Consider the following 24,981-nt stretch of genomic DNA (forward strand, 5'->3'; position numbering starts at 1 on the left):
GTATTTTAACTGACTTTACAACTATTTTTGTAGGTCAATTTTGTAAACAGCGAAACCAACTTCGTCCGTTGCAACTCTCTGCATTGGATATTGGCCCTTGTCCTTAATGAACTGGGCGGCTTTGTCACTTGGTGATGTTTCAAAGCGGATATCCAGAGCTTTGTTGCTGCTAATTGGCGCGAACGACCAGTTATTATCGGCACTAGGTTCTACTTGGCCTTTCTCTTTACTTACTTCACTGATGTAAGCCGCTAATACGCTGCGGTTTTCATCTGGTGCATCAAATGCAATAAAGTCAGAGCCTGTTCCTGCAAACTTATTACCATAGGCACGGTAGTTGTTTGTCGCGATAATGAAGTCTTGCTTCATATCCACTGGCTTACCTTGGAAAGTTAGGTTAACCACACGTTGAGAATCAGGGTTAATCACTTTACAACTGCCGTCATACTTAGCAGGTTGAGTCACATCGATCTGATAGTTAACACCGTCAATAACATCAAAGTTATAAGTACGGAAGTTATCCCAATCGATCAGTGTTTGTGGAGCTTCACTGTTGGTATCGATTTGCTGGAACTGTCCTGCAGAACACTCTAGCCACTCTTTAACTTCTTTACCTGTTACTTTTAGTGCAACAAGTGTGTTTGGATACAGGTATAGATCGGCTGCGTTACGGAAAGTTAACTGACCAGACTCTACTTCGGTGTAGCCTGAAGGATCGTTTTTACGGCCTCCAGCTTTAAATGGTGCTGCCGCTGATAATACTGGAATACCATCTAGATCTGGGTCACCTTGGATAAACTGTTCAACATAGTCTTTTTGAGCAGCATTGACGATTTGAATGGTTGGATCATCTTGCACTAGCGCTAAGTAGCTGTACATTACGTCATTCGCTTTACCAATTGGTTGGTTTACGAAATCACGCGTCTCTTTATGCGCGGTAGCAAGTGCTTTTTCTACGTCGCTATCAACGTCAGCAAGTGACTTCTTAGCTTTTCTGTCGTAGATAGGGCGAGCTTCTGCTTTGCCACTTGTAACCTTCCATTCACCTTTCTTCTCATCAAAGTCTAGCACGAGGTCCATTACACCTACGTGGCTACCCCAACGTCCTGGCATTACTGAAGTTACACCATTAATGGTTCCGTTTTTATTGTCTACCCCTTGGATTCCGTCAAAGCCTTTTCCAGGGAAAACAGAGTGTGAGTGGCCAAATGCTACCGCATCAATACCTTCAACTTCTGTTAAGTAAATAACTGAGTTTTCTGCCCCTTTTTTGTATGGGTCAGTAGAGATGCCTGAGTGAGGAATCGCAACAATGACATCTGCGCCTTCAGCTTTCATCTTAGGAACAAACTTCTCAGCTGTTTGCTTAATATCTTTAGCGATGACTTTGCCTTCTAGGTTTTTCTTATCCCAAGTTAAGATCTGAGGAGGCGTAAAACCGATATAACCGACACGGATTGTGTGCGGGAAGCCATTGGTATCTTTAAATACGTACTGCTTAATGATGTATGGTGTGAAGAAGTTCTCGCCACTCTCTTTATCATAAACATTGGCATTGATATACGGGAAGTCAGCATCATTGATGGACTCACGTAGGAACTCTAAGCCGTAGTTAAATTCATGGTTCCCCAAGTTTCCTACTTGATAGTCTAAGGTATTCATCGCTTTAAATATCGGATGAACTTCGCCGGATTTTATCCCTTTAGATGCCATGTAGTCACCCATTGGGCTACCTTGAATAAGGTCACCATTATCCACCAAAATTGAGTTTTCAGCTTCGGCTTCGGCTTTTTTCACTAATGTTGCAGCGCGAGATAAACCGATTTTTTTAGAAGGTTTATCTTTGTAGTAGTCATATGACATTACGTTAGCGTGCAGGTCAGTCGTTTCGACAATTCGCAGTTTAATGGTGTCTGCCATTACGGAACCAGACATGGTTAGCATGCCAGTTAATACTGCAATTGAAAGTGGTTTGATTGTCATTGTATTACTCCAAATCCATTTTTATGGGGGGGTATTGTTTCGTTTAATGTATCAATTTTATGTGAAAAACATGTTTGCCTAATATAAAAACTGTGACATCAAATGGATGAATGTCGATTTTTGAAACATAGATCGACTGTTTATTGTTTAACTTTTGTCTTTTTTTGTCGTTCTACTGTCGACTATCAATCCCGTGAATACTTGCTTAGTAGCTTTTAGAATAAAAAATAAACTTTTAGAATTTCCAGTAATATAAATCCCTGTACATAATGCATTCAGTACCCGCAAATGAATGGATGAACATTAAGCATGGATAGATCATCGGATTTTTCAAAAAAACAGCCTCGATTAGTCAATTTTAATCCATCTCCCATTCTAAATCGGAGTTTATTTCAATTTGGTGAAGTCGCTCTAATCGGTGCCGGTCCGGGAGACCCTGAATTGCTGACAGTTAAAGCGCTTAAATTTTTGCAGCAAGCGGATGTGGTTTTATATGACTACCTAGTCTCTGATGAGATTATCTCTCTGTTATCAAGTGATACTCAGTCTATTTGCGTAGGAAAAAGAGCCGGTTACCACAGTGTTTCTCAACAAGAAACCAATCGCCTGCTGGTTGAATTTGCTCAAAAAGGCTACCGAGTTGCCAGAATTAAAGGCGGAGATCCGTTTGTATTTGGTCGTGGTGGCGAAGAGCTAGAGGCTTTAGTTGATGCCAATGTACCCTTTCAGGTTATTCCGGGCATTACCGCAGCGGCGGGGGCAACCGCTTATGCCGGTATTCCACTCACTCACCGAGATTATGCTCAGTCGGCCATTTTTATTACTGGTCATTTAAAGGCTGATAGCGATCAGCAAGATTGGTCCACTCTGGCAAGAAAAAACCAGACCTTAGTGATCTACATGGGGTTGATGAAATCCGAACATATTCAACAACAGCTCATCACTCATGGTCGAAGTGCTGACACGCCTGTTGCCATCATTGAACGAGGCACACACGCCACTCAACGGGTGATAGAAGGTGAGTTAGCTGAGTTAAGTGAACTTGCTGCTACGGCGGAATCACCGTCACTTATTGTGATAGGCGAAGTAGTTCGGTTATCGAAGAAGCTAAGTTGGTTTACCCGTAATGAGCAGATAGAGCAGTTAGTGAGTAACGCATAGCGAAAGGTTGCTGCTCCAGAAATCACCGACTAACAACAGATTAGCAAATAGTTGATCGCAGAGTAATAACAGGTTCAAAGAGCCAAAAGGAAATAACCAATGGATAAAGATAAATTTACTCATTTACAACAGCTGGAAGCTGAGAGTATCCACATCATTCGTGAAGTGGCTGCTGAATTTGATAACCCTGTGATGATGTATTCCATCGGTAAAGACTCGGCGGTGATGTTGCATTTAGCTCGAAAAGCGTTTTATCCGGGCAAAATTCCCTTTCCTCTTCTCCACGTCGATACCGATTGGAAATTTAAGGAGATGATTGAGTTTCGTGATCGAACCGCGAAAAAGTATGGATTTGAACTGCTTGTTCATAAAAACCAACAAGGTTTGGATATGGGAATTAACCCGTTTGTGCATGGTTCTTCGAAGCATACCGACATTATGAAGACACAAGGGTTAAAGCAAGCGCTTAATAAATATGGTTTTGATGCCGCATTTGGCGGAGCACGTCGTGATGAAGAGAAGTCTCGAGCCAAAGAGCGTGTCTACTCATTTCGGGACAAAAACCACACTTGGGATCCTAAAAATCAACGGCCAGAGTTATGGCACACCTATAACGGACAAGTAAATAAAGGCGAGAGTATTCGAGTGTTTCCTCTCTCCAATTGGACCGAGTTAGATATTTGGCAATATATCTACCTCGAAAGTATTGAGATTGTTCCACTCTATTTAGCAGAAAAGCGCCCTGTGGTTGAGAGAGATGGCATGCTCATCATGGTGGATGACGACCGAATGCCGATTGAAGAAGGTGAAGTGGTTGAGCATAAAAGTGTCCGCTTTAGGACATTAGGCTGTTACCCGTTAACCGGTGCGATTGAATCTAACGCCAATACATTGCCGGAAATCATTGAAGAGATGCTAGTGGCGACATCAAGCGAGCGTCAGGGTAGAGCGATAGACCATGATCAGTCAGGCTCCATGGAACTTAAAAAGCGTCAAGGGTACTTTTAGTTCAAGGAAAGCTAAGGAAAGAATATGAATAGTGCAGTAGAAGCTCAATTAGAAGAGTTGGGTATTGAAGGATATTTAAGCCAACATCAACATAAATCGTTACTTAGATTTTTAACTTGTGGCTCTGTCGATGATGGTAAAAGTACTTTGATTGGTCGTTTGCTTCATGACTCTAAACAGATTTATGAAGATCAGTTAGCAGCGGTTCACTCTGACAGTCAACGCGTGGGCACCACAGGAGAGAAACCTGATTTGGCTTTGCTGGTGGATGGCTTGCAAGCAGAGAGAGAACAAGGGATTACCATTGATGTAGCGTATCGCTATTTCTCGACTCAAAAGCGTAAGTTTATTATTGCCGATACTCCGGGGCATGAGCAGTACACTCGTAATATGGCAACAGGAGCATCAACTTGTGATGTGGCTGTCATTTTAGTGGATGCCCGTAAAGGAGTGCTGGATCAAACTCGCCGTCATTCGTTTATCGCAAGTCTACTGGGCATTCGTCATTTTATTGTGGCAATTAATAAAATGGATTTAGTTGATTATTCTCAACAACGTTTTGAAGAGATTCGCGATGAGTATTTGGCGTTCTCTGAAAAGTTGAAAGGCGATATTGATATTCAGTTGATTCCTTTGTCAGCTTTAGAAGGCGATAACGTAGTAGAGAACAGCAGTAATATGCCATGGTACCAAGGTGAGCCTATTCTCAGCTTGCTGGAAGATATTGAACTAAACGTGGGTAATGAGAATCAGGATGTTCGATTCCCTGTTCAGTATGTTAACCGACCGAATCTCGATTTTAGAGGTTTTTGTGGAACACTGGCCACTGGTTCTATCTCTGTTGGTGATGAAATAAAAGCCTTGCCGTCAGGCAAAACCTCAAAAGTCGCTAAGATAGTGACCTTTGATAAGGAGCTTGATACGGCGTTTGCGGGACAGGCAATAACGTTAACGCTGGAAGATGAAATTGATATTAGTCGCGGTGACCTGCTCGTTTCTGACGGCGCTGCAATTGAGTCGAGTAACCATGTATTAGCCGATGTTGTCTGGATGACTGAGCAGCCGCTACAGCTGAACCAACAGTATGATATTAAAATTGCGGGTAAGAAAACATTGGGTCAAGTAGAGGTGATTCGCCATCAGTATGACATTAATAACCTTTCAAGGTTTGATACAGATAGCTTGCCACTAAATGGTATTGGCCAGTGTGAGTGGTCACTTACAGAGTCTATTGCTATCGATAAGTATAGTGAATCCATTGATACCGGTGGCTTTATTATTATTGACCGATTAACCAATGTAACCGTAGGTGCCGGCCTTGTTAGAGAGCGGTTAGATCATCAGAACAACACCCATTCTGTGGGGGATATAACGGCGTTTGAACAGGAACTAAAAGCATTGATTGTGAAGTATTTTCCTTCTTGGGATGCAAAAATTTAGCGACTGATCGTCCACTGGCGATTGAGTGGTGTCGAGTGAATTAGACGGAAGGTCTATGATGCCACTTAATTGCTGTATTTATTCTTTAATGGGTTGGAAGTTTAACAAGCAGAGCAGGGAGGAGACACTATGTGGGAACAAGGACTTGTTTTAACACTATTACTTGGTGTTATTGCCTGCTTGCTACTGACCAATATTAAGCCAAGTTTTATTTTTGCTTCGGCGGCATTTAGTGCTTTCATTAGCGGTGCCATTGAGCTGCAGAGTATCGCAAATAATTTCACCAACTCTTCGTTGCTGACATTAGTGTTGTTGATTCTAAGCTCTGCGGCCCTGGAAAAAACACGCCTAATTGGTTGGGTAAGTTACCAAATCTCCGAAGGAAAACTGGCAACCGTAGTGGCAAAGCTCGGTCTGTCTACTGCGGTGCTCTCTTCATTTACCAACAATACAGCGGTTGTAGTGTCTCTTATTGGGGCAATAAAGCGCAATCAGCAGCATTCGCCTTCTCGACTGCTTATCCCACTCTCTTATGCCGCAATTTTAGGCGGGACTTTAACACTCATTGGCACTTCTACTAATTTGATTATTAATAGTTTTGTGGTGGATGTCGGGTTGCCTAGTTTAGGGTTCTTTGCTCCCAGCGCCATTGGATTGGCGGTGCTCGTTGGTGGCTTGTTTGTACTTATCCCGCTAAGTTATCTGTTGCCTAAAACAGAAGATCAGTCGTTGGAAGAGCTCTCTTATTTTCTTGAAGCGAAAGTAGAGCCGGGCTCTCCGTTAGTGGACAGAAGTATTAGTGCCAACGGTTTGCGTTCACTACGTAAGCTATTTCTTGCAGAAGTTGTACGCAATGGTGAGCGAATTGTCTCTGTTCCTCCCGACTTTATATTACAGGCGAAAGATCGATTGCTGTTTTGTGGTGACATTGAAAGCGTTGCGACTTTGCAAGAGATAAATGGCTTAACTCTATTTGGTCAACACCATTTAAACGGCCAAAGCTTTCGTGAAGTGGTGATCAGCTCTTCGGCTTCTATCTGTAATAAGACATTAATAAGCTCTCGATTTCGAGATAAGTTTGACGCAGTTGTGGTGGCGATTCGTCGAGGACACGAACGACTGGAAGGTGGCCTTGGGGATATTCAACTCGCGGCTGGCGACACTCTGATATTGGTGCCTGGAAAACGATTTGAGCAGCAACTTAATCAACATAACCGCGAGTTCTTGTTGATGAATGACTTAGACTCCAGTGCCAAGCTAGATGCGACTCGCTCTAACCTTGTGTTGCTTGGTTTTATGACGGTTATTTTGCTGTCACTGTTTGATGTTGTTCCTATTGTAAAAGGGTTGTCATGCTATCTACTATTGATGATCTTGGGGGGCATTATTTCCATTACGGAGCTAAGACGGCGATTTCCTCTTGATATCGTGGTGATTGTTGGTTCGGCATTAACCGTGGCACAACTGATGATCTCGTCTGGTGTATCGGAAAGTATGGGGCAGTTTTTTATTGAAACTCTAAATGGATGGGGAGTGTTTGGCGCTCTGGTGGCCACCTATTTCCTTACCTTAATTTTGACCGAGCTGATCACCAATAACGCTGCCGCCGCGCTCTCTTTTCCCTTGGGCTATAGCATGGCTGTCGGTTATGGTGTTGACCCTATGCCATTTATTATGGCGGTGTTGTTTGGCGCCAGTGCCAGTTTTATTTCCCCTTACGGTTACCAGACTAACTTGCTGGTTTACAGCGTTGGTAACTATCGTTTGCTCGATTATCTGCGAATTGGCATCCCAATTTCGTTGGTTTATTCGACACTGGTGCTAGCCTTAATTCCCTATTTTTTTCCATTTTAGTTTTTATTTTTGTGATAAATCATGATCAATTTCGAGCTGATTTAATTACAAGTCACCTTTATTAAAGATTGTAGGAGTACTCAGATGGCTGTTGATGAAAATATTGTCTGGCATCACCATATGGTAGACAAAAATAGCCGAGCGGAGTTGAAACAACAGAAGCCGGCGGTATTGTGGTTTACCGGTCTGTCAGGCTCGGGTAAGTCAACGCTTGCCGGAGCGTTAGAGCAAGCGTTGGCAAGTAAGGGTTACCACACTTACTTGCTCGATGGAGACAATGTTCGACACGGCTTATGCCAAGATCTTGGTTTTAGTGACGCGGATAGAAAAGAGAATATTCGTCGGGTAGGAGAGTTGTGTAAACTAATGGCAGATGCAGGGCTGATTGTATTGTCTGCATTTATCTCTCCGCAAAAAAAAGAGAGGGAGCTGGTTCGTTCTTTGCTGCCTGAAGGAGAGTTTATTGAAGTGTATATTAATGCCTCCCTTGAAGTGTGCGAACAACGAGATCCTAAAGGCCTATATAAGAAAGCAAGGGCTGGTGAGATAACCAACTTCACTGGTATCGACTCGGCTTATCAGGTACCAGAGAAGCCACAGATAGAACTGATCAATAACGATACCAGTATCGATATTTTGCTTGAACAGTGTTTAACCTATTTGCGTGATAGCGGAATTATTACCAAATAGGGTGACGTTCTAGTTGGCGAGAACAAAGCATAGAGCTAACAAAGTATAGAGCTAAAAGTTCTCTAGTTAGAGGATCAAAGGTGACTGAAGCATTGAGTATCCCTTTCAATGCGTCGGCTTTTTTCTCGTTTCTATTTACACCACTTGATCAATGGAGCCTTTTACTGAAGTTTGAACCGTAAACTTTTGGCTAAGTAGGCTAACCAGTTGATCGTGGTAACCTATGTTGGGTTTATTACCTAGTAGTTTACATAGTTCATTTCCTACCGGGCTAAAGCGATAATAAAGCAAGCGAGAGCCTTTACTCATTGGCTGTAGAGAGAAAATATCGCCTTGATAGTCAATCACCAATGCAGGATCAAATTCAATTTCACCTGATTCCAGTTCCGTATTTAGTACTAGCCCTAATTCAAATAGTACTAATAGGCTGGAGTAAGGAAGTTTGTGGCTGCCTAAGTTAACAGAGCTCTCTTTATCTCGTCGATTTAAACTAAAAATACCCGCTTGAGTTTTATACCCATAAAGTAATTTCTTGCTGTTATCGCTACCAAAACTGCAAGAGAGGGAGGCGGCTTTTTGTAGGTATTGCGCCTCTTTTGGTGTCATATCTTTTAAAACTTGCAGCGCTTTCATGGAGGTAGCGCCAGGGTTGGTGACTTCTAGTTTTAATACCTGTGCCCAAAGGCGTTGCATCGAACTGTTGTGGATATCCTGAGCCATATCAAAAAATCGATAAAGCCAATCTTGGTCGGGATCTCCTGCGGTTTCATCTTTACAAAAACCGTAGGCAAATTTAATGATTTTCTCTAAGTTTTTTTGACGCTGTTCTCTTCTCTGTTTATCTCGGCTTAATGATCGCTCCAATAAGGAGCTTTTAGGTGTGGTGGAATGCAACATGGCATCGAGGCCATAAGTTGTGGCTATATTAGTTACTCGGCTACCACTGTCTTTAATATAGTGAGACTTGTTTCCTGAGTAACTTTTTTGTGAATAAGCGCTGTTTTGATCAATTGTTACCGCTTCTCTTTTTCCTGCCATTCCATTGCCTATTGATTAAGTTGAGTCATAGAGAATGCTGTTGCTGAACTCATTGATGGTGCAAACAATTCTTCATTTTGGCAACAGTGGTTATAGCATAGATCCATCGTTACATGAGTTCAATGCTTATGGTTTTGCTTTTGTTTTTTTAAACAGAAAGTCTCATTTGTTCATTTTTCATCACATCGTGTTACTTGGGTATACATTTAACTTGATAACCTTTTAGAAAAAATAACTTATATAAATAGTTATAAATTTGTTATTAATCAAAGTCTATTGCACTAATTCGGTTAAAATCTGCGCTTTGTATTCGTGTTGTTACGATAATCTGGTATGATTGATAAGGAAATGTTAAAGATGTTAAGGGAATTGAGGGGTGTCATGGCACAGCCAGAGGACAATCGTTTTAAGAAGCAGTTATCCGTTACTCTACTGTTAGTTGTTTACGTTGGAGTATTGGCTTATCTGTCAAACTTCTTGGTGTAACAGATAAGCCAAGAAAGAGTTATTCGTCTTCGTAGGGAGCTAATGCTGTCCCTTCAATAACATATCCGACTTCAGCAAGCTCATGACTCACCGTTTCTGTTTTTAGCTCACCAATGACATTTACCACATCCCAAAGATCCTGAATCGGTGCTCCGCCTTCAAATCGAACGTAGATGATTTGATTCGGTGGTGGTGGTGGAACATGGATGCAAGCTCCCATGTAGGGAACGAGCAGAAACTCTGTCACAACATCTTGGTCACCTTCCAAAGGAATAACAAAACCTGGTATTTTTACTTGGCTACCATTGAGTTCTTGTCGAACGCCTCCCAATTTAGATTGCTCCGGCGCATCCAATTCATGGTTTAGAGGCATACCAACACTGTCTACTAAATTACGTTCATCCATCGGGATCAAATCTAGCCACTCTAATGTTAATACATCATCTGACTTCTCTGTCGCCAATGTGCTTAAAGGATTAAAAAGAGCTAAGCAGCAAGCGACCAGCGCTATTATGTTTTTCATTCTGTTTTCCATTGATTAAATTCTTATTGTCATTCCATCGGCAAGCGATTGACGATAGGCACTAAGTGCTGGAATAAAGCCGATTATTGTTCCTGCCAGCTGTACTATAGCCAGTAATCCCCATTCATAATAACTAAGGGGGGATAAAACGATATTGATACCATACCATTGCTGAATGACGGGTTGAATGATCATTAATAGTAGATATAGCAATAACACACCAAATAAAATACCGATGAAGGTGAGTGCGCTAGCCTCGCTAACCAGCAACATAAATATGTGTTTAGGGCGAGCTCCCATGGCTCGTAATATCGCCATTTCTCGTCTTCTTTCTTGCAGACTGGTTAGTAAGCTACTCAACATACCAAGCAAACCTGCCACAACAACAAAACCAGATACCGCCATTAAAGCTTGTTCAGCAACGGACATCATGCCCCAAAGCTCATGAAGTGCTATACCGGGTAAAATGGCGCTAAGTGGCTCTTTTTTATAGGTATTAATTTTACGTTGTAGCGCAAAAGTGCGAATCTTAGATTTTAGCCCAAGCATAATGGCGGTGATCTGTTCAGGCTTAAACTCTTTCTGCGCCAGATATTCAGGGCTTTTCTCTCCACCCAAGTTGGCGCCGGACTCCCAGCCATCATGAATGGCTTCAATCGCTTGCAGAGAAACATGAACGGTTTTATCAACCGGTGTGCCAGTTGGATTAAAAATACCGACAACGGTAAATGGCAATTTGTCATGTCGGCTAAAACTGACATCGCTAATACCATGAGCAATGATGATTTCACTGCCTATTTTATAGTTAAGCTCTTTGGCTACGTCAGCTCCAATAACCGTTTCAAATAGTCCGTTGAATGGACGACCTTGTTGGAATGTGAGTGGCTGCTTTTGACCATACTTGAAGTGTTCAAAGTAGCTTTGGTTGGTTCCCATGACTCTAAAGCCTTGATGAGAGTCACCTAGAGAGATAGGTATCGCCCAATCAACGGAGTTATCTTGGCTGATTTCTTGATAACTTTTCCAGTCTATATTTGCAGTAGCGTTACCAATGCGAAACACAGAGTAAAGCAGTAAATTTACAGAACCAGAACGAGCACCAACAATGAGGTCAGTACCCGAAATAGTATTGGCAAAACTGGACTTGGCCTGAGTGCGTATTCGTTCTACTCCCATAAGCAGGATCACTGATATTGCTACCGTTAAAATACTTAAAATAGCGGTCGTTTTGCGATTAAGAACACTTTTCCACGCAAGGTGAGCAATGGCAATCATAAATGGCCTCCACAAACTTGCTGGTTGAGTTCGGTTAGATTAATCGTGCGATCAAACATGCTCTCTAATGTTGGGTCGTGGCTAACAAAAATAAGTGTCGATTGCGCTTTTTGTGCTTCATCCATTAATAGTTCAATAAAGGCTGTTCGGTTGTCATAATCCAACGCAGATGTTGGTTCATCGGCAATAATGAGTTCCGGCTGACCAATAAGGGCTCTTGCTGCGGCGACACGTTGCTGCTGACCAATGCTAAGCTCAGTGACGGCTTTATTAATTAGGCTGCTATCCAAATGCAGTCGGTTTAACAGATGGCGAGCATTGTCTTTTAAAGTGCCAGAGGTCTTTTCTTTTCGTCGATTTGAAAAATGGCAAGAAAGCACAACATTTTCGATCACTGATAGATAAGGAAGTAGATTGAACTGTTGAAAAATATAACCAATGTGATTGGCTCTAAAGCAGTCTCTTTCACTGGCACTTAAACGATGGATATCGGTGTTCAGAATATTAACTTCACCACTCTGTGGTGCGATGATTCCTGTTAACAAGCCGAGCAGAGTGGATTTACCACTGCCACTTGGGCCTTTAACAAAAATATGTTCACCTTGAGCGATGTGTAGGGAATCGAACTTTAATATTGGGCTCTGTTGATCATTCCAGCTAAACGAAATATCAGTTAGAGAAACAACCCTATTTTCACTATTCATATTTACACTACTGTTAGTGATAAACTGGACTTTTACATCCAGTTTATCTTTTCAATGTTAAAGTTTAATAACGGGCTGTTTACTGGTTAAGTCCATGGTTGTTTGAGCTGTATCAGTCAACAAGTTAACCGTGATTTCTTCAGTGTTAGGAAATAGCTCAAACCATTGAGTTTTGATCTCAGTAATCTTGCTGATTTGTGCGCATTCAAAATGATATTCCACCGCAAACTCACCATGCCCACCTTTTTTGTCAGACTCGTCAGAGTGTGATTTGTGATCATCATGATCGTGTTTGTCGTGATCATGTTTGTCATGGTCATGGTCATGATCGTCTTCATCATGGGCGTGTTCGTCATGAGAATCGTGAGACTCTAGCGTGTTCTTGATTGACACATGTTCAACTTGGCATTGTGCTGACGCCGGCAGCATCAGTACTTCTGTCGCTTTTGCTAGTTGGGCTTCAGCATTTTCAATTTGTTGATGTTGTGCTTCATTCTCAGGGGCATGTTCAAAACCCACAATATCAGAGCCGGGAGCGGTGATTTCTACCAGTAGCTCATTGCCGTCTTGTGCAATGTTTAACTCTACATGGCCATGAAGGTGAGCGTCATGTTGACGAAATGATTCTTCTGCCATCACAGGTGCAGAGAGTATTAAGCATGAAATAAGCGATAACTTAAATGAATGGTGCATATAAACCTCGTATTGGGTGTCATTAATTTTGCTGAATAGGTGACTAACTTATTAATGATAATAGAGGTGGGGCACGAGCCTTTTGGGTGGGAATTGAACGCTCAGTGCGCTGCATACTGGTTGTGGAGTAAGCGGTTGTCTGTTGTGGTATTAAAGGGAGAGTAACAGGAACAAAACTTAAGCCATTACCGACTGCAGCATAGAGTTCACACTGATGTTGTTGATGGTGAGAGTGGTCAAAGTCTACTTGATGTTCTACATAGGCAAAGCTCGCCCATAGCACAATGGCTAAGGCAAAAGCGAACATTCTAGATTGAGTAGAATGTGTTTGATGTGCAGATAATTTCATCAGGATAACGCTGCCATTTAGAAACAAAAATTGACGACTTGTCATTAAGCCATCATCGAGAATATAAATTAATTGTAATAATATAACAATTGTTGTTTTGCAGTTCCTGTTGAAAGCGATGTTGTTAACTGCCTGCTGAAAGCTGAAAGTGCCTGTTAAGCAATAACAGGCACTTTTAATAAAATACTATCTTGTGATGACTTTACTATGACAGCCACAGTGTCGAGTTTTATTGGCTCCTGCTCTGAGTTACTGATTCTTGCCGCAGAATGATATGCGTTATAGCTTACTTTTGATCAAATCGATCACTTGATTTACTTCGTCTGAGGTTAGTGCCCCTTCTTTCACAAACTGAATGACGCCATCTCTATCTAATAAAATGATAGTGGAGCTCTCTTCGCTTAGCTGCCAGCTTTTTGCCACGCTACCATTTTTATCTAGCACCATTGATGACCATGGAAACTCTTTCTTACTGTCTTCGGCTGAAGACTTAACAAAAGAGCTGGTTCCCCACATGGCATCATCTTGATTGATGACGGAGGTTGTTTGGTAACTATTTTGATCGAACTCAGAAGCTGTGATGGTTTTCATCAACTCGGCGTTCATTTCTTTGGCGCTGCTTCGTCCAGCGATGGCTTGAACGACTCGAATTTTGCCAATTAATTGACTTTCTGACCACGGTTTATAGACGATGTCATTATTTTCCAATAACAGTTCGCCATGTTTTTCGACGCTTACTGCAGGCAATGTTTGGCCGGTTGTTAAGTTATGCGCCTGTAATGTTAGAGGTGTGCTGAGTAGTAATAGAGCGATGAGAGACTTTACGTTCATTGAAATAATCCTTTTCTTATGTTTTTTAAGTTGATGAGAACCTACATTAACCGCCGTTCCATCAAACATAGACAGCCTAGTTCAATTCTTAAAAAAGTGGCACTAATTTGTAATTCTTGGCTTCAATTTTGCATTTTTGTTCACATCATTTTTACATGGCAATGACTTTGGCTGGCTAATTCTCAATATACTCAGTGCTCTGAAGTGATTTGAGTATGCGTCATTTTTTAACATGTTATAAAAGGTGGTTTTTCTATGCCTAGAGAGTTTAAAACTTATCGTCCGATACAAATAGCTCGGTTTGTAAAAACCTTATTTAAAGGTGAGTTTTTTATTCATGGAGTGGGTATTTTTACGTTTGATCAAGGCAAAGTGTTGTTGCCTGATGTCTCGAATAAAAAGATGCTAACCATTATGAAGGAAGTAAATAGTATTATTTTTAATCAATTGCGATTGGCGTAAAACAATTGGGATACAAGAAAATACATCCTTGTATCCAGTTCTATCTTGTTATTTTTGTTTTCAGTTTAAGTTGGGAAGCAAACTCCGGTGCCGCCCAAACCGCAGTAACCTTGTGGATTTTTGGCTAGATACTGCTGGTGGTACTCTTCTGCAAAGTAATACGGTTCTGCCTGCTTTATCTCAGTGGTGATGTTGGATCTGTTCTCTTTGCTTAATGCTTGTTGGTATTGCTGCTTGCTTTCTAATGCAATAGTGAGTTGCTGTTCGGTATAAACATAAACAGCAGAGCGGTACTGTGTGCCAATGTCATTGCCTTGTTGCATACCTTGAGTTGGGTCGTGTCTTTCCCAAAACAGATTGAGTAGCTGTTGTAATGATATTAGTGCAGGATCAAATATCACTTTAACGACTTCTGTATGTCCTGTTTTTCCCGAACAAACTTCATCATAGCTAGGATTAGGCGTAAAACCGCCACTATAACCAACCGAGGTAGAGATAACCCCTTCTAGCTGCCAAAACAGACGTTCAGCTCCCCAGAAACATCCCATACCAAGTAACAATTCTTGCTGTGACTCTGTAGCCGCAAGAGTGATATCTGTTTGATTTACAAAATGAGGTTGAGTAATGACAATGGCCGTTTCTCTTCCTTTTAAAGCTGTCTCGGCAGTAACTAAGGTCTGTTTGTTGAGCATGATGGATTATCCTTATTGTTTTTCTCAGTCTATTTGAGCTCAGTTGAGTATAAAGGCCTTTTATCTGCTTTGTTTATATTGTTTTTCGCTATCTTCAAAGAAATGTTTATATAGGTCTATGTTGGTTTTCTTACCCAATTGCCTTAAATCACATCTCCAGATTCTCACTCTAAACATCGATTGGCTATATTTGAATTTGTTGTAACAAAAATAGTGAGAATGAACTGAGACACTCTATTTGAGGGTATACTCTAATTTAAGCTCTGCAACAGCAGTAATTTTTGTCGCTCTGATTGGTTACGCTTTTGTTAAAAGCGTATTTCTGCTAGCGTTGTAGAACTCATAGTTTTAGCAAATATAACCTAAAGCAACGGTTAGAGGCTTCAATAGTTAAAAGCTAGGGACATTGAGTGATATCTTCTTTTTCAAAACGTGTTTTTTTGACGGTTACGCATGATTAAAAAATGTATTTTTTTGGTTTGTGGTTTGTTTGCTTCTTGTACATGGGCAAATGTATCACTCACTATCAATGGTCTTGATGGCGAACTTAAAGCAAATGTTGATGCATATGTTTCTGCTATTTCTGAAGAAGACTACTCCACATCATTGCGTTTTCAATCGCGACTTAAAGAGAGCATTTCAACGGCCTTGAAAGCGCTCGGTTATTATCAACCTAGCATTCATTTTGTTATTGCAGACGATCAAACATCGCTCACGGTGGAGATAGAACCTGGGCCTCCAGTACTGATAGAGAAGTCTGATATTCAGTTACTTGGCGCCGCGAGTGATGACAAGGATTTCTTGGCATTAGTTGCAAACTCAGGGCTAGAGAAAGGGGCAATATTAAACCACAGCAAATACGATGCGCTTAAATCGAGTATTAGAAATTTAGCCTTGTCGAAAGGCTATTTTAATGGAGATTTTAGTAAAACAGTTATTGCCGTTGCCGCAGAGAAACAGCAGGCGTTTATTTTTATACATTTTGACAGTGGTGTCCGCTATCGGTTTGGCGATACGCTCATAACCGGAAGTCAAATAGACGATGATAAAGTCACTTCTTTGCTTCCTTATGAAAAAGGGGATTTTTACCTCGCCTCCACCGTCGGGGTGTTTAACCAGCGTCTATCAAACACGGATTGGTTTTCATCAGTATACGTGCAACCGGATATAAGCAAGGTAAATGAGGGAGATGAGTTACCTATGTTGGTAAACTTAGCTCCGCAATCAAAGAATCAGATTGAAACTGGTTTAGGCTACTCTACAGATGTAGGACCCAAAGGTACGCTCAAATGGAAGAAGCCGTGGGTGAATAGCCGAGGCCACAGTTTTGACTCTAGTCTCTCTCTTTCAGTACCCGAGCAGACCATTATTGTGGGTTATGAGATCCCTCTTGAAGATGTAATGAACGAGTACTACCGTTTTCAGTACGGTATGAACTATGAAAATAAGCAGGATACTGAAAGCTTAAAAGCGTCAACGGTGGTTGAACGGCATTGGCAGCTAGAGTCGGGTTGGCATCGCAACCTGTATGTTCGTTATCTTCATGAAGATTTTAAGCAAGGCGCACAGGATGACGAGTTAACCATGCTGCTACCGGGCATCTCTTTTTCCAAAGCAACCACGTCTGGCGGCGCTATGCCTTTGCGAGGAGATAAGCAGTCTATTGCGCTAGAATACTCTGACGAAAACCTCACTTCTAGAGCTCGTATCACTAGAATACTTGGCAAAACCGCGTGGATTAGAAGTCTCGGTCAAAACCATCGAGGTTTAGCTAGGTTGGAAGTATCAGCTAACATAATGGATGATATTAAAGATGCTCCGCCGTCCATTCGTTTCTTTGCTGGTGGTGACAATAATCTCAGAGGTTACGATTATGAATCCATCTCTCCACGAGATGAAACCAATGCGTTAATTGGTGCGAAATATATGGCAACCAGCACGTTAGAGTACCAATATCGATGGGTGAGTGACTGGTGGTTGGCAACGTTTGTTGATTATGGCGACGCATGGAATGACACGGCAAAAATGAAAACCGGTACTGGTTTAGGGGTGCGTTGGGCTTCTCCTGTTGGGCCGGTGAGACTTGATTTTGCTTGGGGACTGGATGAAGAACCAGGAGAAGAGTTTAAAATTCACTTCACTTTGGGGCCTGAGCTATGAGTGTTGCGATGATTAAATGGTTAAAAAGAAGCCTGATTTCGCTTCTTGTTTTGCTCTTGCTTGTAGTATCAATGGTCGCTGCAGCGCTGTTTACCCATGTTGGATTAAAAACGGTATTGTGGGGAGCGGAAAAGGCGTTACCACAGCTAAAAGTGGCTAATGCAACTGGCGCACTATTTCCCTCATTTACACTTCAAAATCTCTCTTACCATGATTCTGCACTACAACTGCAATTAGATAGTGAAGAAGTGACGCTTGCCATCGATGCCCAGTGTTTATTGCAGCCTTCAATTTGTGTGAAACAGCTAAAAATTAAAGGGCTAACTTTACTTTTGCCCACCTTGCCGGCCTCTACTGCCAGTAATGAAAATGACGTTTCTCAAACTCCTCCAGTGACAGAAATCACCACTCCTGTCGATATTCGACTTAATAATATTGAGCTTGAAGCGATATCGTTAGATATCCTCGGTAATAAAGTGAACTGGCAACAGTTTACTTCCTCATTGACTATGCAAGGAGGCACTTTAACCCTTTTTCCCACTAAGCTACAAACCATTGATGTGCAGTTAGCGACCACAAATGATGATGCGGGAAAAGATGAGGCAATTGCCAAAGACGTTACAGCAAATGAAAAAACTGCTGTAGAAGATAAAGCGCCGTCCAACATGGTATTGCCGGAGGTAACCATTCCACTGGAAGTGGATCTACAACAGTTTGACGTGGTTGACTTTACTTTAAAGGGAGCGTCGCCTTTTGTTGTTTCACAGTTTTCTATTTCGGCTCATGCGGTTGGCCAGAAGGTAAATATTTCAGATCTGCGACTGAATACCGAGCAGGTTGATCTATCTGTTAAAACCGATGTTACTCTGGGACAAGAATACCCACTGAATTTACAAGCAGAAGTAAAGGTTAAGCAACCGCCTCTAAATGGTCAGAATATCGCACTTTCTACGTCTGGAAGCTTAACTAACTTAACATTTAGTAGCGTGTTGTCAGGTGTTGCTGCCGCAAAGCTTAGCGGAGAGCTACAGCCTTTAAACTCTGACTTGCCATTCTCTCTATTATTAACCGAAGGAAAATTACAATGGCCTCTGCAAGGAGACTCTGATTATCAAGTTGATATCTCTGAGTTTAAAGGCAGTGGTTCCTTGTCTGGTTATCAGCTTAATTTAGAGACGTCAGTGGCAGGAAACGCTATTCCCAATGTCGCGGTATCTCTTGCTGGGAAAGGAGATTTAACGCAGATAGAGTTATCCAGTTTGCTGATGCAAACATTGGGTGGAAGCGTATCTGGTCAAGTGATGGCGAATTGGCAGTCACCGATTAATTGGCACGCGAATCTTGAGTTAGACAATATTCAACCCGGATTACAATGGCCTCAAGCAGAAGGCTCACTGTCTGGTTCACTGGTGAATTCAGGTGAGCTTCTGGCCAGTGGTGGCTGGCAGGTTGACTTGCCTACCTTAGATATTGAAGGGGTGATTAGAGGCTATCCACTTAATGTGCAAGGCAACTTACACGCGAAAGATCCCCAAGGGAAAGGTGATATCTCGTTGGTGACCGAAGGGTTGAATGTCAAACATGGCCCCAATGGAATAACAGTGATGGGGCAAGTTGATAAAGAGTGGAATCTGGATACGCGTATTGAGTTTCCACAGTTGAGTAAAAGCATCGCTGATGTGAAAGGCAACATTAAAGGATCTTTGTCACTGCGTGGTGAGCTCGCACAACCGAAAATAGTGGCCGATTTAGCGGCAAATCGACTTGATGTAAAAAATGAGTTGCAAGCCTCAAAACTGACCCTGTCTGCTGACTTGTCTCCGCTCCCCTCTCCCAAAGGCAAGTTACAGCTATTTGTTAAAAAAGCGCGTATTCAAGATCAAGATATTCAGTCAGTGGACGTACAGTTAGCGGGAACAGAAGCGAAGCACAGCTTGAAGTTGGCCGTGAACTCGGATCTATTAACGACCTCTTTACAGGTTAATGGTGGAGTGACTAAAGAGCCTAAACTGGAATGGAAAGGGGCATTAAATAAAGGCCAACTCTCCACAGAGCAAGGTGTTTGGCAATTAGATAAGAAAGTTGATATTCGTTTCTTAGTCGAAGAACAGATCGCTCACGTACAGGCGCATTGCTGGCTCCAAGCTGACTCTGATATCTGTTTAACGGAAGACCTTACAGCTGGAAAGTCGGGGGTTGCCAATATTGAAGTTAACCACTTTAGTTTTAAACAGATTGAGAAATTTATCCCTAAGCAGACTCAGCTATTTGGTGAAGTCAATTTGAAGAGCTTGGTTCGTTGGGGAGCAGGCAGTAAACCTAAAGTTGATGTCTCTGTTCAGTTACCAAAAGGGAAGTTGATTCAAACCATTGACCAGCCAGTTACCGTTGGCTGGCAAGATATGGCATTTGATGCGCGGTTAGTTGATGACAAATTATCAGGAGAGTGGCGAATTAACTTAACGGACAATGGTGATATTTCTGGTCAACTTGTGATTGATGATGTTTTGCAAAAGCAGCAGAAGCAGGAGCTTAATGCTGCCTTAGTGCTAAAAAATATAAACTTAGACATGTTAAAACCAATCGCCGGTGAATATGGCCGTATAGAGGCATTAATTAACTCCGATATTAAGGTGTCAGGGCCGATAAAACACCCCAATGTTAATGGTCAACTTGTGATCGATGAAATGGTCATGCTGGGAGACATAACACCCATTCAGGTTGAGAAGGGAGAGTTAACCGTACAGTTTAATGGATACCAAGCTCTGCTGGATGCGGCGATTAACAGTAAAGATGGCGTTTTGGAAGTCAATGGTGATGCAAACTGGAAAGATCTCAGTGCATGGAGCAGTAACCTCAAAGTGCACGCAGAAGAGTTAAAGGTTGAAGTGCCGCCTATGATTAAGGCGAAAGTAAGCCCAAATATGCAGATATCGTTAACACCAACGTTGGCAAAAATTGAAGGGGATGTTTACTTACCTTGGGGAAGAATAAGTGTTGCAGAACTTCCGCCAAGTGCCATCGGTGTCTCTAGCGATGAGATCATGTTAAATGAAGATTATAAACCTCAACCGCAGAGCAGAGAATTGCCAATGGCGTTGGAGACCAACGTCAACATTCATGTTGGTGATGATTTCCGATTGTCGGCATTTGGTTTAACGGGCAACTTAAACGGTCAACTCAATGTGGCGCAAAAAGATAAAGGCCCATATGTTGTTGGAGAGATAGAAATCAAGAACGGCCAATATTCATCCTTTGGACAAGACTTGATTATCAAGGAAGGTAAGATCTTGATGAATGGCCCGGTCGATCAGCCCTATTTGGCGGTGAAGGCGATTCGTAATCCAGATAATACACAAGATGATGTTATTGCTGGTATTCAAGTCACAGGGCCGGTAAATGAACCGGTAACTACGATTTTTTCTGAGCCGGCAATGCCGCAGGCAAACGCCTTATCCTATCTTCTTCGCGGACAGAATATTGATGCCAAATCAGGTGGTAATGCCATGACGACGGCACTCATAAGCTTGAGTTTGGCGAAAAGCGGTAGAGTGGTAGGAAAACTAGGCGAAGCATTTGGAGTTTCTGACCTACAATTAGATACAGCGGGATCGGGAGATGATTCTCAAGTCACGGTAAGTGGTTATCTGACACCTAAGCTACAAGTGCAATATGGTGTGGGTATCTTTGATTCGTTTGGGGAATTTACCGTTCGTTACCAGTTAGTGAAAGATCTTTATTTAGAAGCCGTTTCTGGGGTGAATGGCGCAGTGGACCTTTTATACCAATTTGAATTTGATTGAGGCTAGGATGCAGCATCTAATTTTTGTTTACGGCACATTAAGAGATGGTGGTTGTAATCATCACTTACTCTCTTCATGCGAGTATTTGGGGCTATTTGAAACGGAACCAAATTATCAACTTTATGATCATGATGACTACCCGGGTTTGGCCCATGGCAGTAACCGAATTGAGGGAGAAATCTATAGAATTGATGATGAAGTGTTATCTAAGCTGGATGTTTTAGAGGATGTTTCTGTTGATTTTCATCGTGAGTCGATAGAAACACCATACGGCTTAGCGTGGGTTTATATAAAAATTTTAACAGATGTGATTCATAGCTAATCTCTGCTGCCGTCAATATGGCGAGATGGCTTTGGCCCTTCGTTGTATGAAAATAAAAAAACCTGCACAGTCATGAGTGCAGGTTTTTATTATTGAAAGAGACTATTCAGGGTTGTTTTCAATAAACTCTTCTACTTTACGAACCATATCTGTGCTGCCGACAAAGAACGGAACGCGTTCATGCAGCTCAGTAGGCTTGAGCTCCATAATCCTATTTTTGCCATCAGAGGCAATACCACCTGCTTGCTCTATTAAGAATGCCATTGGGTTACATTCGTACAATAGGCGCAATTTACCTTTAGGGTGACTCTCTGTACTTGGATAGAGATAGATACCGCCTTTAAGTAAGTTTCGGTGGAAATCTGCCACAAGAGAACCAATATAACGAGACGTGTATGGTCGGTTATCTTCAGGCACACTTTCCTGACAATATTTTATGTACTTTTTAACTCCCATCGGGAAACGAATATAGTTACCTTCGTTGATGGAGTAAATTTTTCCATCGTCAGGGATCATCATATTTTCATGAGATAGGCAAAATGAACCAATGGATGGGTCGTAAGTAAAGCCGTGAACACCGTTCCCGGTGGTGTATACAAGCATTGTTGATGAACCGTAGATGACATATCCGGCAGCGACTTGTTTATCACCTGGTTGCAGGAAGTCTTCTTCTGTTGGCGGTGTGCCTACTGAAGAAACACGTCTGTAGATAGAGAAGATGGTCCCTACCGAAACGTTAACATCAATATTGGAGGAACCATCTAATGGATCCATCAATACCACATACTTTGCGTTTTGGTTCAGTTCTTTATTAAACGCGACGGCTTCATCTTCTTCTTCACTGGCAACGCCACATACTTGATCTCGGGCTTCAAGTGCTGCTTTAAATTTGTCATTAGCGTAGAGGTCGAGCTTTTGCTGTTCTTCACCTTGAATGTTTTCGCTGCCAACTGCACCAGTAATATCAACAAGACCCGCTTTATTGATTTCACGGTTTACAATTTTTGCGGCTAGACGAATGGAAGCCAAAAGAGAAGATAACTCACCACTTGCGTGTGGAAAGTCGTGCTGTTTTTCTACAATATATTCGCCAAGAGTGCGAAATTCAGACATGTTATATCCTTAACGTTGCTGATTATTTGGGGGAGTTTTGGTTACAATGTACATATGTTCGTTATTATAGTTTCAGAGTAACCTTATCCAACCTGATGATAAGTTAAGCGAATAGATCTAATTAGGTTGAATAATAACGAATTGTATGACATTAAACTTATTAAGAGTAATGAAGTAACTCCCTGATATTCAATTTGTTTTAGTGACCTATCACATTTAAATTGAAACGAAGGTAGAGCATTACGCATTGACGTCGATTAGATCACGTTTTCAATCATTTTAGTTAGGAACTGTTTTTAATGCACATTCATATATTGGGTATCTGCGGCACGTTTATGGGAGGCGCAGCTGTGCTTGCTCGTCAACTTGGGCATAAAGTGACGGGGTGTGACGCGAATGTTTACCCTCCGATGAGCACTTTACTCGAATCCCAAGGAATAGAGATTATTGAAGGCTTTGATCCCAAGCAGTTAGAGCCTGCTCCAGATTTGGTTGTCATTGGTAATGCCATGAGTCGTGGCAACCCTTGTGTTGAATATGTTCTTAACAAAAACCTAAAATATACCTCTGGACCTCAGTGGCTTCAGGAGTTTTTATTGCACGACCGATGGGTCCTTGCGGTGTCAGGAACTCATGGAAAAACAACCACTTCTAGTATGCTGTCATGGATTCTAGAGGATTGTGGATACGCGCCTGGTTTCTTGGTTGGCGGGGTATTAGGGAACTTTGGAGTATCGGCTCGTCTTGGAGACAGCATGTTTTTTGTTGTTGAAGCTGATGAGTATGACAGTGCTTTTTTCGACAAGCGTTCTAAGTTTGTTCACTACCACCCTAGAACACTCGTCATGAACAACCTTGAGTTTGATCATGCTGACATTTTTGATGATCTGGAAGCGATTAAAAAACAATTTCATCATTTGGTACGAACGGTTCCGGGTAATGGTCGTATTTTATCACCGAAGCAAGATGAGGCGTTGCAGGATGTTTTACAACGTGGTTGTTGGAGTGAGCTTGAGTTCTCGGGTAATGATGTTGAATGGAATGTAGAGAAAATCACTAAAGATGGTCGCCAGTTTAAGGTGCTGTTCAATGGTGAACAAGTTGGTGAAGTTCATTGGGACTTGGTTGGTGACCATAATGTTAGCAATGCTCTTATGGCGATATCTGCGGCTCGACATGTGGGAGTCACGCCTGATCTCGCCTGTGAATCCCTTGGCAAATTTATTAATACTAAGCGTCGTTTAGAGTTAAAAGGGGTGATTGGCGATGTTTCTGTGTACGATGATTTTGCTCATCATCCTACCGCTATAGCGCTGACTTTAGATGGCCTAAGAAATAACAAGCCATCAGCAAATATTATTGCGGTGCTTGAGCCACGATCAGCAACCATGAAAATGGGTGTTCATAAAGAGGCGTTAGCTAACTCGTTAGCAAAGGCAGACTCTGTTTACCTTTTCCAGCCAGAAACGCTTTCTTGGTCTGTTGATGAGGTGGCACAACATTGTACTCAGCCAACTTCTGTTGGTGCTAGTGTTGATGAGTTGGTTGAACAGATCGTCTCACAAGCTCAGTGCGGGGATCAAATTCTAGTCATGAGTAACGGCGGCTTTGAAGGCATTCATGACAAGTTGTTAGCAAAACTTGCAGATAAAAAGGCGAACCTACAATGAGTAAAGAAAAATGCATCACGCTGGCATTTACCGGTGCGTCGGGTGCGCCTTATGGATTGAGGCTACTAGAGTGTTTGCTTGCGGCTGACTATAAAGTGTTTTTACTTATCTCATCGGCGGCCAGAGTTGTGATGGCGACGGAGCACAACTTAAAGTTGCCAGCTTCACCTGAAGCGGCAAAAGATGTTTTGCTTGAGCATCTGTCTTGTGATGCCGAGAAACTTGTTGTTTGTGGGAAAGAAGAGTGGTTTTCACCGGTTGCATCGGGGAGTGCAGCACCGAAACAGATGGTTGTTTGCCCTTGCTCAGCAGGTAGTGTGGCATCCATTGCTCACGGTATGTCTGATAACTTGATCGAAAGAGCAGCAGATGTGGTGCTTAAAGAGCGAGGTCAGTTGTTATTGGTTGTGCGAGAAACGCCATTTTCAACACTACACCTAGAAAACATGCATAAGCTGTCTCAGATGGGAGTCACTATTATGCCCGCCGCTCCTGGTTTTTATCATCAGCCTAAAACCATTGATGACTTGGTGGATTTTATGGTGGCCAGAATTCTAGACCATTTAGGTGTGGAGCAAGGACTGGTTCCTCGCTGGGGATACGATCAAAGGTAAGTGGATTCGATCAACCATGAAAGGCGTTTTTTCAGAGTTAACTCTATTTCATCATCGTATCAGTTATTATCGCTAGCGATGTTTTCACAGTAAACAATAGCTACTGACGT

Annotated in this window: 21 protein-coding genes; 11 read left to right on the forward strand and 10 right to left on the reverse strand. The window is 42.1% G+C overall.

What is annotated here, in order from left to right; all coding sequences use genetic code 11:
* Window positions 1–21: 21 nt before the first annotated feature.
* Complete coding sequence (gene cpdB / locus F0227_RS15740) at window positions 22–1,983, reverse strand: 2',3'-cyclic-nucleotide 2'-phosphodiesterase (RefSeq protein ID WP_171754194.1); 1,962 nt, start codon at window positions 1,981–1,983, stop codon at window positions 22–24.
* A 309-nt stretch (window positions 1,984–2,292) separates the two neighbouring features.
* On the opposite strand from cpdB, the gene cobA reads away from it, so the two are divergent.
* From cobA to cysC, 5 genes are all read left to right on the forward strand, one after another.
* Window positions 2,293–3,144, forward strand: a complete 852-nt coding sequence (cobA, locus tag F0227_RS15745) for a uroporphyrinogen-III C-methyltransferase (RefSeq protein WP_171754195.1) — start codon at window positions 2,293–2,295, stop codon at window positions 3,142–3,144.
* A 99-nt stretch (window positions 3,145–3,243) separates the two neighbouring features.
* The gene (gene cysD / locus F0227_RS15750) at window positions 3,244–4,152 is read left to right on the forward strand and encodes a sulfate adenylyltransferase subunit CysD (RefSeq protein WP_171754196.1); all 909 of its coding nucleotides are present in this window, start codon (window positions 3,244–3,246) and stop codon (window positions 4,150–4,152) included.
* Window positions 4,153–4,176: 24 nt separating this feature from the next.
* Window positions 4,177–5,592 (forward strand): sulfate adenylyltransferase subunit CysN, encoded by a 1,416-nt coding sequence (cysN, locus tag F0227_RS15755; protein WP_171754197.1) that lies wholly within the window; start codon window positions 4,177–4,179, stop codon window positions 5,590–5,592.
* A 129-nt stretch (window positions 5,593–5,721) separates the two neighbouring features.
* Complete coding sequence (locus tag F0227_RS15760) at window positions 5,722–7,446, forward strand: SLC13 family permease (RefSeq protein WP_171754198.1); 1,725 nt, start codon at window positions 5,722–5,724, stop codon at window positions 7,444–7,446.
* Window positions 7,447–7,530: 84 nt separating this feature from the next.
* Complete coding sequence (gene cysC / locus F0227_RS15765; protein WP_171754199.1) at window positions 7,531–8,136, forward strand: adenylyl-sulfate kinase; 606 nt, start codon at window positions 7,531–7,533, stop codon at window positions 8,134–8,136.
* Window positions 8,137–8,271: 135 nt separating this feature from the next.
* On the opposite strand, the gene F0227_RS15770 is transcribed toward cysC, so the two are convergent.
* The 7 genes from F0227_RS15770 to F0227_RS15800 form a co-directional block, all read right to left on the reverse strand.
* On the reverse strand, window positions 8,272–9,174 hold the full coding sequence (locus F0227_RS15770; RefSeq protein ID WP_171754200.1) for a TIGR03899 family protein: 903 nt from the start codon (window positions 9,172–9,174) through the stop codon (window positions 8,272–8,274).
* A 505-nt stretch (window positions 9,175–9,679) separates the two neighbouring features.
* Window positions 9,680–10,183 carry a DUF3299 domain-containing protein gene (locus F0227_RS15775; RefSeq protein WP_171754201.1) on the reverse strand — a complete coding sequence of 168 codons (504 nt, stop codon included), beginning with the start codon at window positions 10,181–10,183 and terminating at the stop codon, window positions 9,680–9,682.
* 15 nt (window positions 10,184–10,198) lie between these two features.
* On the reverse strand, window positions 10,199–11,458 hold the full coding sequence (locus F0227_RS15780; protein WP_171754202.1) for an ABC transporter permease: 1,260 nt from the start codon (window positions 11,456–11,458) through the stop codon (window positions 10,199–10,201).
* Window positions 11,455–12,162 (reverse strand): ABC transporter ATP-binding protein, encoded by a 708-nt coding sequence (locus F0227_RS15785; protein WP_171754203.1) that lies wholly within the window; start codon window positions 12,160–12,162, stop codon window positions 11,455–11,457. Before F0227_RS15785 ends, F0227_RS15780 begins: the two co-directional genes overlap by 4 nt.
* Window positions 12,163–12,219: 57 nt before the next feature.
* On the reverse strand, window positions 12,220–12,855 hold the full coding sequence (locus F0227_RS15790; protein ID WP_171754204.1) for a DUF2796 domain-containing protein: 636 nt from the start codon (window positions 12,853–12,855) through the stop codon (window positions 12,220–12,222).
* A 43-nt stretch (window positions 12,856–12,898) separates the two neighbouring features.
* Window positions 12,899–13,249: a DUF2607 family protein gene (locus tag F0227_RS15795; protein ID WP_171754205.1), complete on the reverse strand. Its 351-nt coding sequence runs from the start codon at window positions 13,247–13,249 to the stop codon at window positions 12,899–12,901.
* Window positions 13,250–13,483: 234 nt separating this feature from the next.
* Window positions 13,484–14,035 carry a YtfJ family protein gene (locus F0227_RS15800; protein WP_171754206.1) on the reverse strand — a complete coding sequence of 184 codons (552 nt, stop codon included), beginning with the start codon at window positions 14,033–14,035 and terminating at the stop codon, window positions 13,484–13,486.
* Between the two features lie 255 nt (window positions 14,036–14,290).
* Between F0227_RS15800 and F0227_RS15805 the strand changes: the two genes are divergently transcribed.
* On the forward strand, window positions 14,291–14,497 hold the full coding sequence (locus F0227_RS15805; RefSeq protein ID WP_171754207.1) for a DUF1107 family protein: 207 nt from the start codon (window positions 14,291–14,293) through the stop codon (window positions 14,495–14,497).
* Between the two features lie 65 nt (window positions 14,498–14,562).
* Here F0227_RS15805 and msrA read toward each other — a convergent pair whose 3' ends face one another.
* Window positions 14,563–15,189: a peptide-methionine (S)-S-oxide reductase MsrA gene (gene msrA, locus F0227_RS15810; protein WP_171754208.1), complete on the reverse strand. Its 627-nt coding sequence runs from the start codon at window positions 15,187–15,189 to the stop codon at window positions 14,563–14,565.
* Window positions 15,190–15,642: 453 nt separating this feature from the next.
* Here msrA and F0227_RS15815 point away from each other — a divergent pair, with 453 nt between their 5' ends.
* Genes F0227_RS15815 through F0227_RS15825 form a run of 3 tightly spaced genes read left to right on the forward strand, consistent with a single transcriptional unit; the run spans window position 15,643 to window position 21,474 of the window.
* Window positions 15,643–17,349 carry an autotransporter assembly complex family protein gene (locus tag F0227_RS15815; protein WP_171754209.1) on the forward strand — a complete coding sequence of 569 codons (1,707 nt, stop codon included), beginning with the start codon at window positions 15,643–15,645 and terminating at the stop codon, window positions 17,347–17,349.
* Between the two features lie 8 nt (window positions 17,350–17,357).
* Window positions 17,358–21,152 carry a translocation/assembly module TamB domain-containing protein gene (locus F0227_RS15820; RefSeq protein WP_171754210.1) on the forward strand — a complete coding sequence of 1,265 codons (3,795 nt, stop codon included), beginning with the start codon at window positions 17,358–17,360 and terminating at the stop codon, window positions 21,150–21,152.
* 7 nt (window positions 21,153–21,159) lie between these two features.
* Complete coding sequence (locus F0227_RS15825; RefSeq protein WP_171754211.1) at window positions 21,160–21,474, forward strand: gamma-glutamylcyclotransferase family protein; 315 nt, start codon at window positions 21,160–21,162, stop codon at window positions 21,472–21,474.
* Between the two features lie 102 nt (window positions 21,475–21,576).
* Here the strand turns inward: F0227_RS15825 and fbp are convergent, their stop codons facing one another.
* A complete protein-coding gene (fbp, locus tag F0227_RS15830) occupies window positions 21,577–22,587 on the reverse strand; it encodes a class 1 fructose-bisphosphatase (RefSeq protein WP_171754212.1) in 1,011 nt (336 codons plus the stop codon).
* 299 nt (window positions 22,588–22,886) lie between these two features.
* On the opposite strand from fbp, the gene mpl reads away from it, so the two are divergent.
* Together mpl and F0227_RS15840 are read left to right on the forward strand one after the other, a co-directional pair.
* A complete protein-coding gene (gene mpl, locus F0227_RS15835) occupies window positions 22,887–24,257 on the forward strand; it encodes a UDP-N-acetylmuramate:L-alanyl-gamma-D-glutamyl-meso-diaminopimelate ligase (RefSeq protein ID WP_171754213.1) in 1,371 nt (456 codons plus the stop codon).
* Entirely contained in the window at window positions 24,254–24,871 is a 618-nt protein-coding gene (locus F0227_RS15840; RefSeq protein WP_171754214.1) for a flavin prenyltransferase UbiX, read from the forward strand. Before mpl ends, F0227_RS15840 begins: the two co-directional genes overlap by 4 nt.
* The last annotated feature ends 110 nt before the right edge of the window (window positions 24,872–24,981 follow it).

The organism is Vibrio sp. 99-8-1 (assembly GCF_013114595.1).
Taxonomy (GTDB): Bacteria; Pseudomonadota; Gammaproteobacteria; order Enterobacterales; family Vibrionaceae; genus Vibrio.

Coding starts and splice junctions, on each gene's coding strand:
- cpdB (WP_171754194.1), bottom strand. CDS start 1,983: ATGACAATCAAACCACTTTCAATTGCAGTATTAACTGGCATGCTAACC.
- cobA (WP_171754195.1), top strand. CDS start 2,293: ATGGATAGATCATCGGATTTTTCAAAAAAACAGCCTCGATTAGTCAAT.
- cysD (WP_171754196.1), top strand. CDS start 3,244: ATGGATAAAGATAAATTTACTCATTTACAACAGCTGGAAGCTGAGAGT.
- cysN (WP_171754197.1), top strand. CDS start 4,177: ATGAATAGTGCAGTAGAAGCTCAATTAGAAGAGTTGGGTATTGAAGGA.
- F0227_RS15760 (WP_171754198.1), top strand. CDS start 5,722: ATGTGGGAACAAGGACTTGTTTTAACACTATTACTTGGTGTTATTGCC.
- cysC (WP_171754199.1), top strand. CDS start 7,531: ATGGCTGTTGATGAAAATATTGTCTGGCATCACCATATGGTAGACAAA.
- F0227_RS15770 (WP_171754200.1), bottom strand. CDS start 9,174: ATGGCAGGAAAAAGAGAAGCGGTAACAATTGATCAAAACAGCGCTTAT.
- F0227_RS15775 (WP_171754201.1), bottom strand. CDS start 10,183: ATGAAAAACATAATAGCGCTGGTCGCTTGCTGCTTAGCTCTTTTTAAT.
- F0227_RS15780 (WP_171754202.1), bottom strand. CDS start 11,458: ATGATTGCCATTGCTCACCTTGCGTGGAAAAGTGTTCTTAATCGCAAA.
- F0227_RS15785 (WP_171754203.1), bottom strand. CDS start 12,162: ATGAATAGTGAAAATAGGGTTGTTTCTCTAACTGATATTTCGTTTAGC.
- F0227_RS15790 (WP_171754204.1), bottom strand. CDS start 12,855: ATGCACCATTCATTTAAGTTATCGCTTATTTCATGCTTAATACTCTCT.
- F0227_RS15795 (WP_171754205.1), bottom strand. CDS start 13,249: ATGACAAGTCGTCAATTTTTGTTTCTAAATGGCAGCGTTATCCTGATG.
- F0227_RS15800 (WP_171754206.1), bottom strand. CDS start 14,035: ATGAACGTAAAGTCTCTCATCGCTCTATTACTACTCAGCACACCTCTA.
- F0227_RS15805 (WP_171754207.1), top strand. CDS start 14,291: ATGCCTAGAGAGTTTAAAACTTATCGTCCGATACAAATAGCTCGGTTT.
- msrA (WP_171754208.1), bottom strand. CDS start 15,189: ATGCTCAACAAACAGACCTTAGTTACTGCCGAGACAGCTTTAAAAGGA.
- F0227_RS15815 (WP_171754209.1), top strand. CDS start 15,643: ATGATTAAAAAATGTATTTTTTTGGTTTGTGGTTTGTTTGCTTCTTGT.
- F0227_RS15820 (WP_171754210.1), top strand. CDS start 17,358: ATGATTAAATGGTTAAAAAGAAGCCTGATTTCGCTTCTTGTTTTGCTC.
- F0227_RS15825 (WP_171754211.1), top strand. CDS start 21,160: ATGCAGCATCTAATTTTTGTTTACGGCACATTAAGAGATGGTGGTTGT.
- fbp (WP_171754212.1), bottom strand. CDS start 22,587: ATGTCTGAATTTCGCACTCTTGGCGAATATATTGTAGAAAAACAGCAC.
- mpl (WP_171754213.1), top strand. CDS start 22,887: ATGCACATTCATATATTGGGTATCTGCGGCACGTTTATGGGAGGCGCA.
- F0227_RS15840 (WP_171754214.1), top strand. CDS start 24,254: ATGAGTAAAGAAAAATGCATCACGCTGGCATTTACCGGTGCGTCGGGT.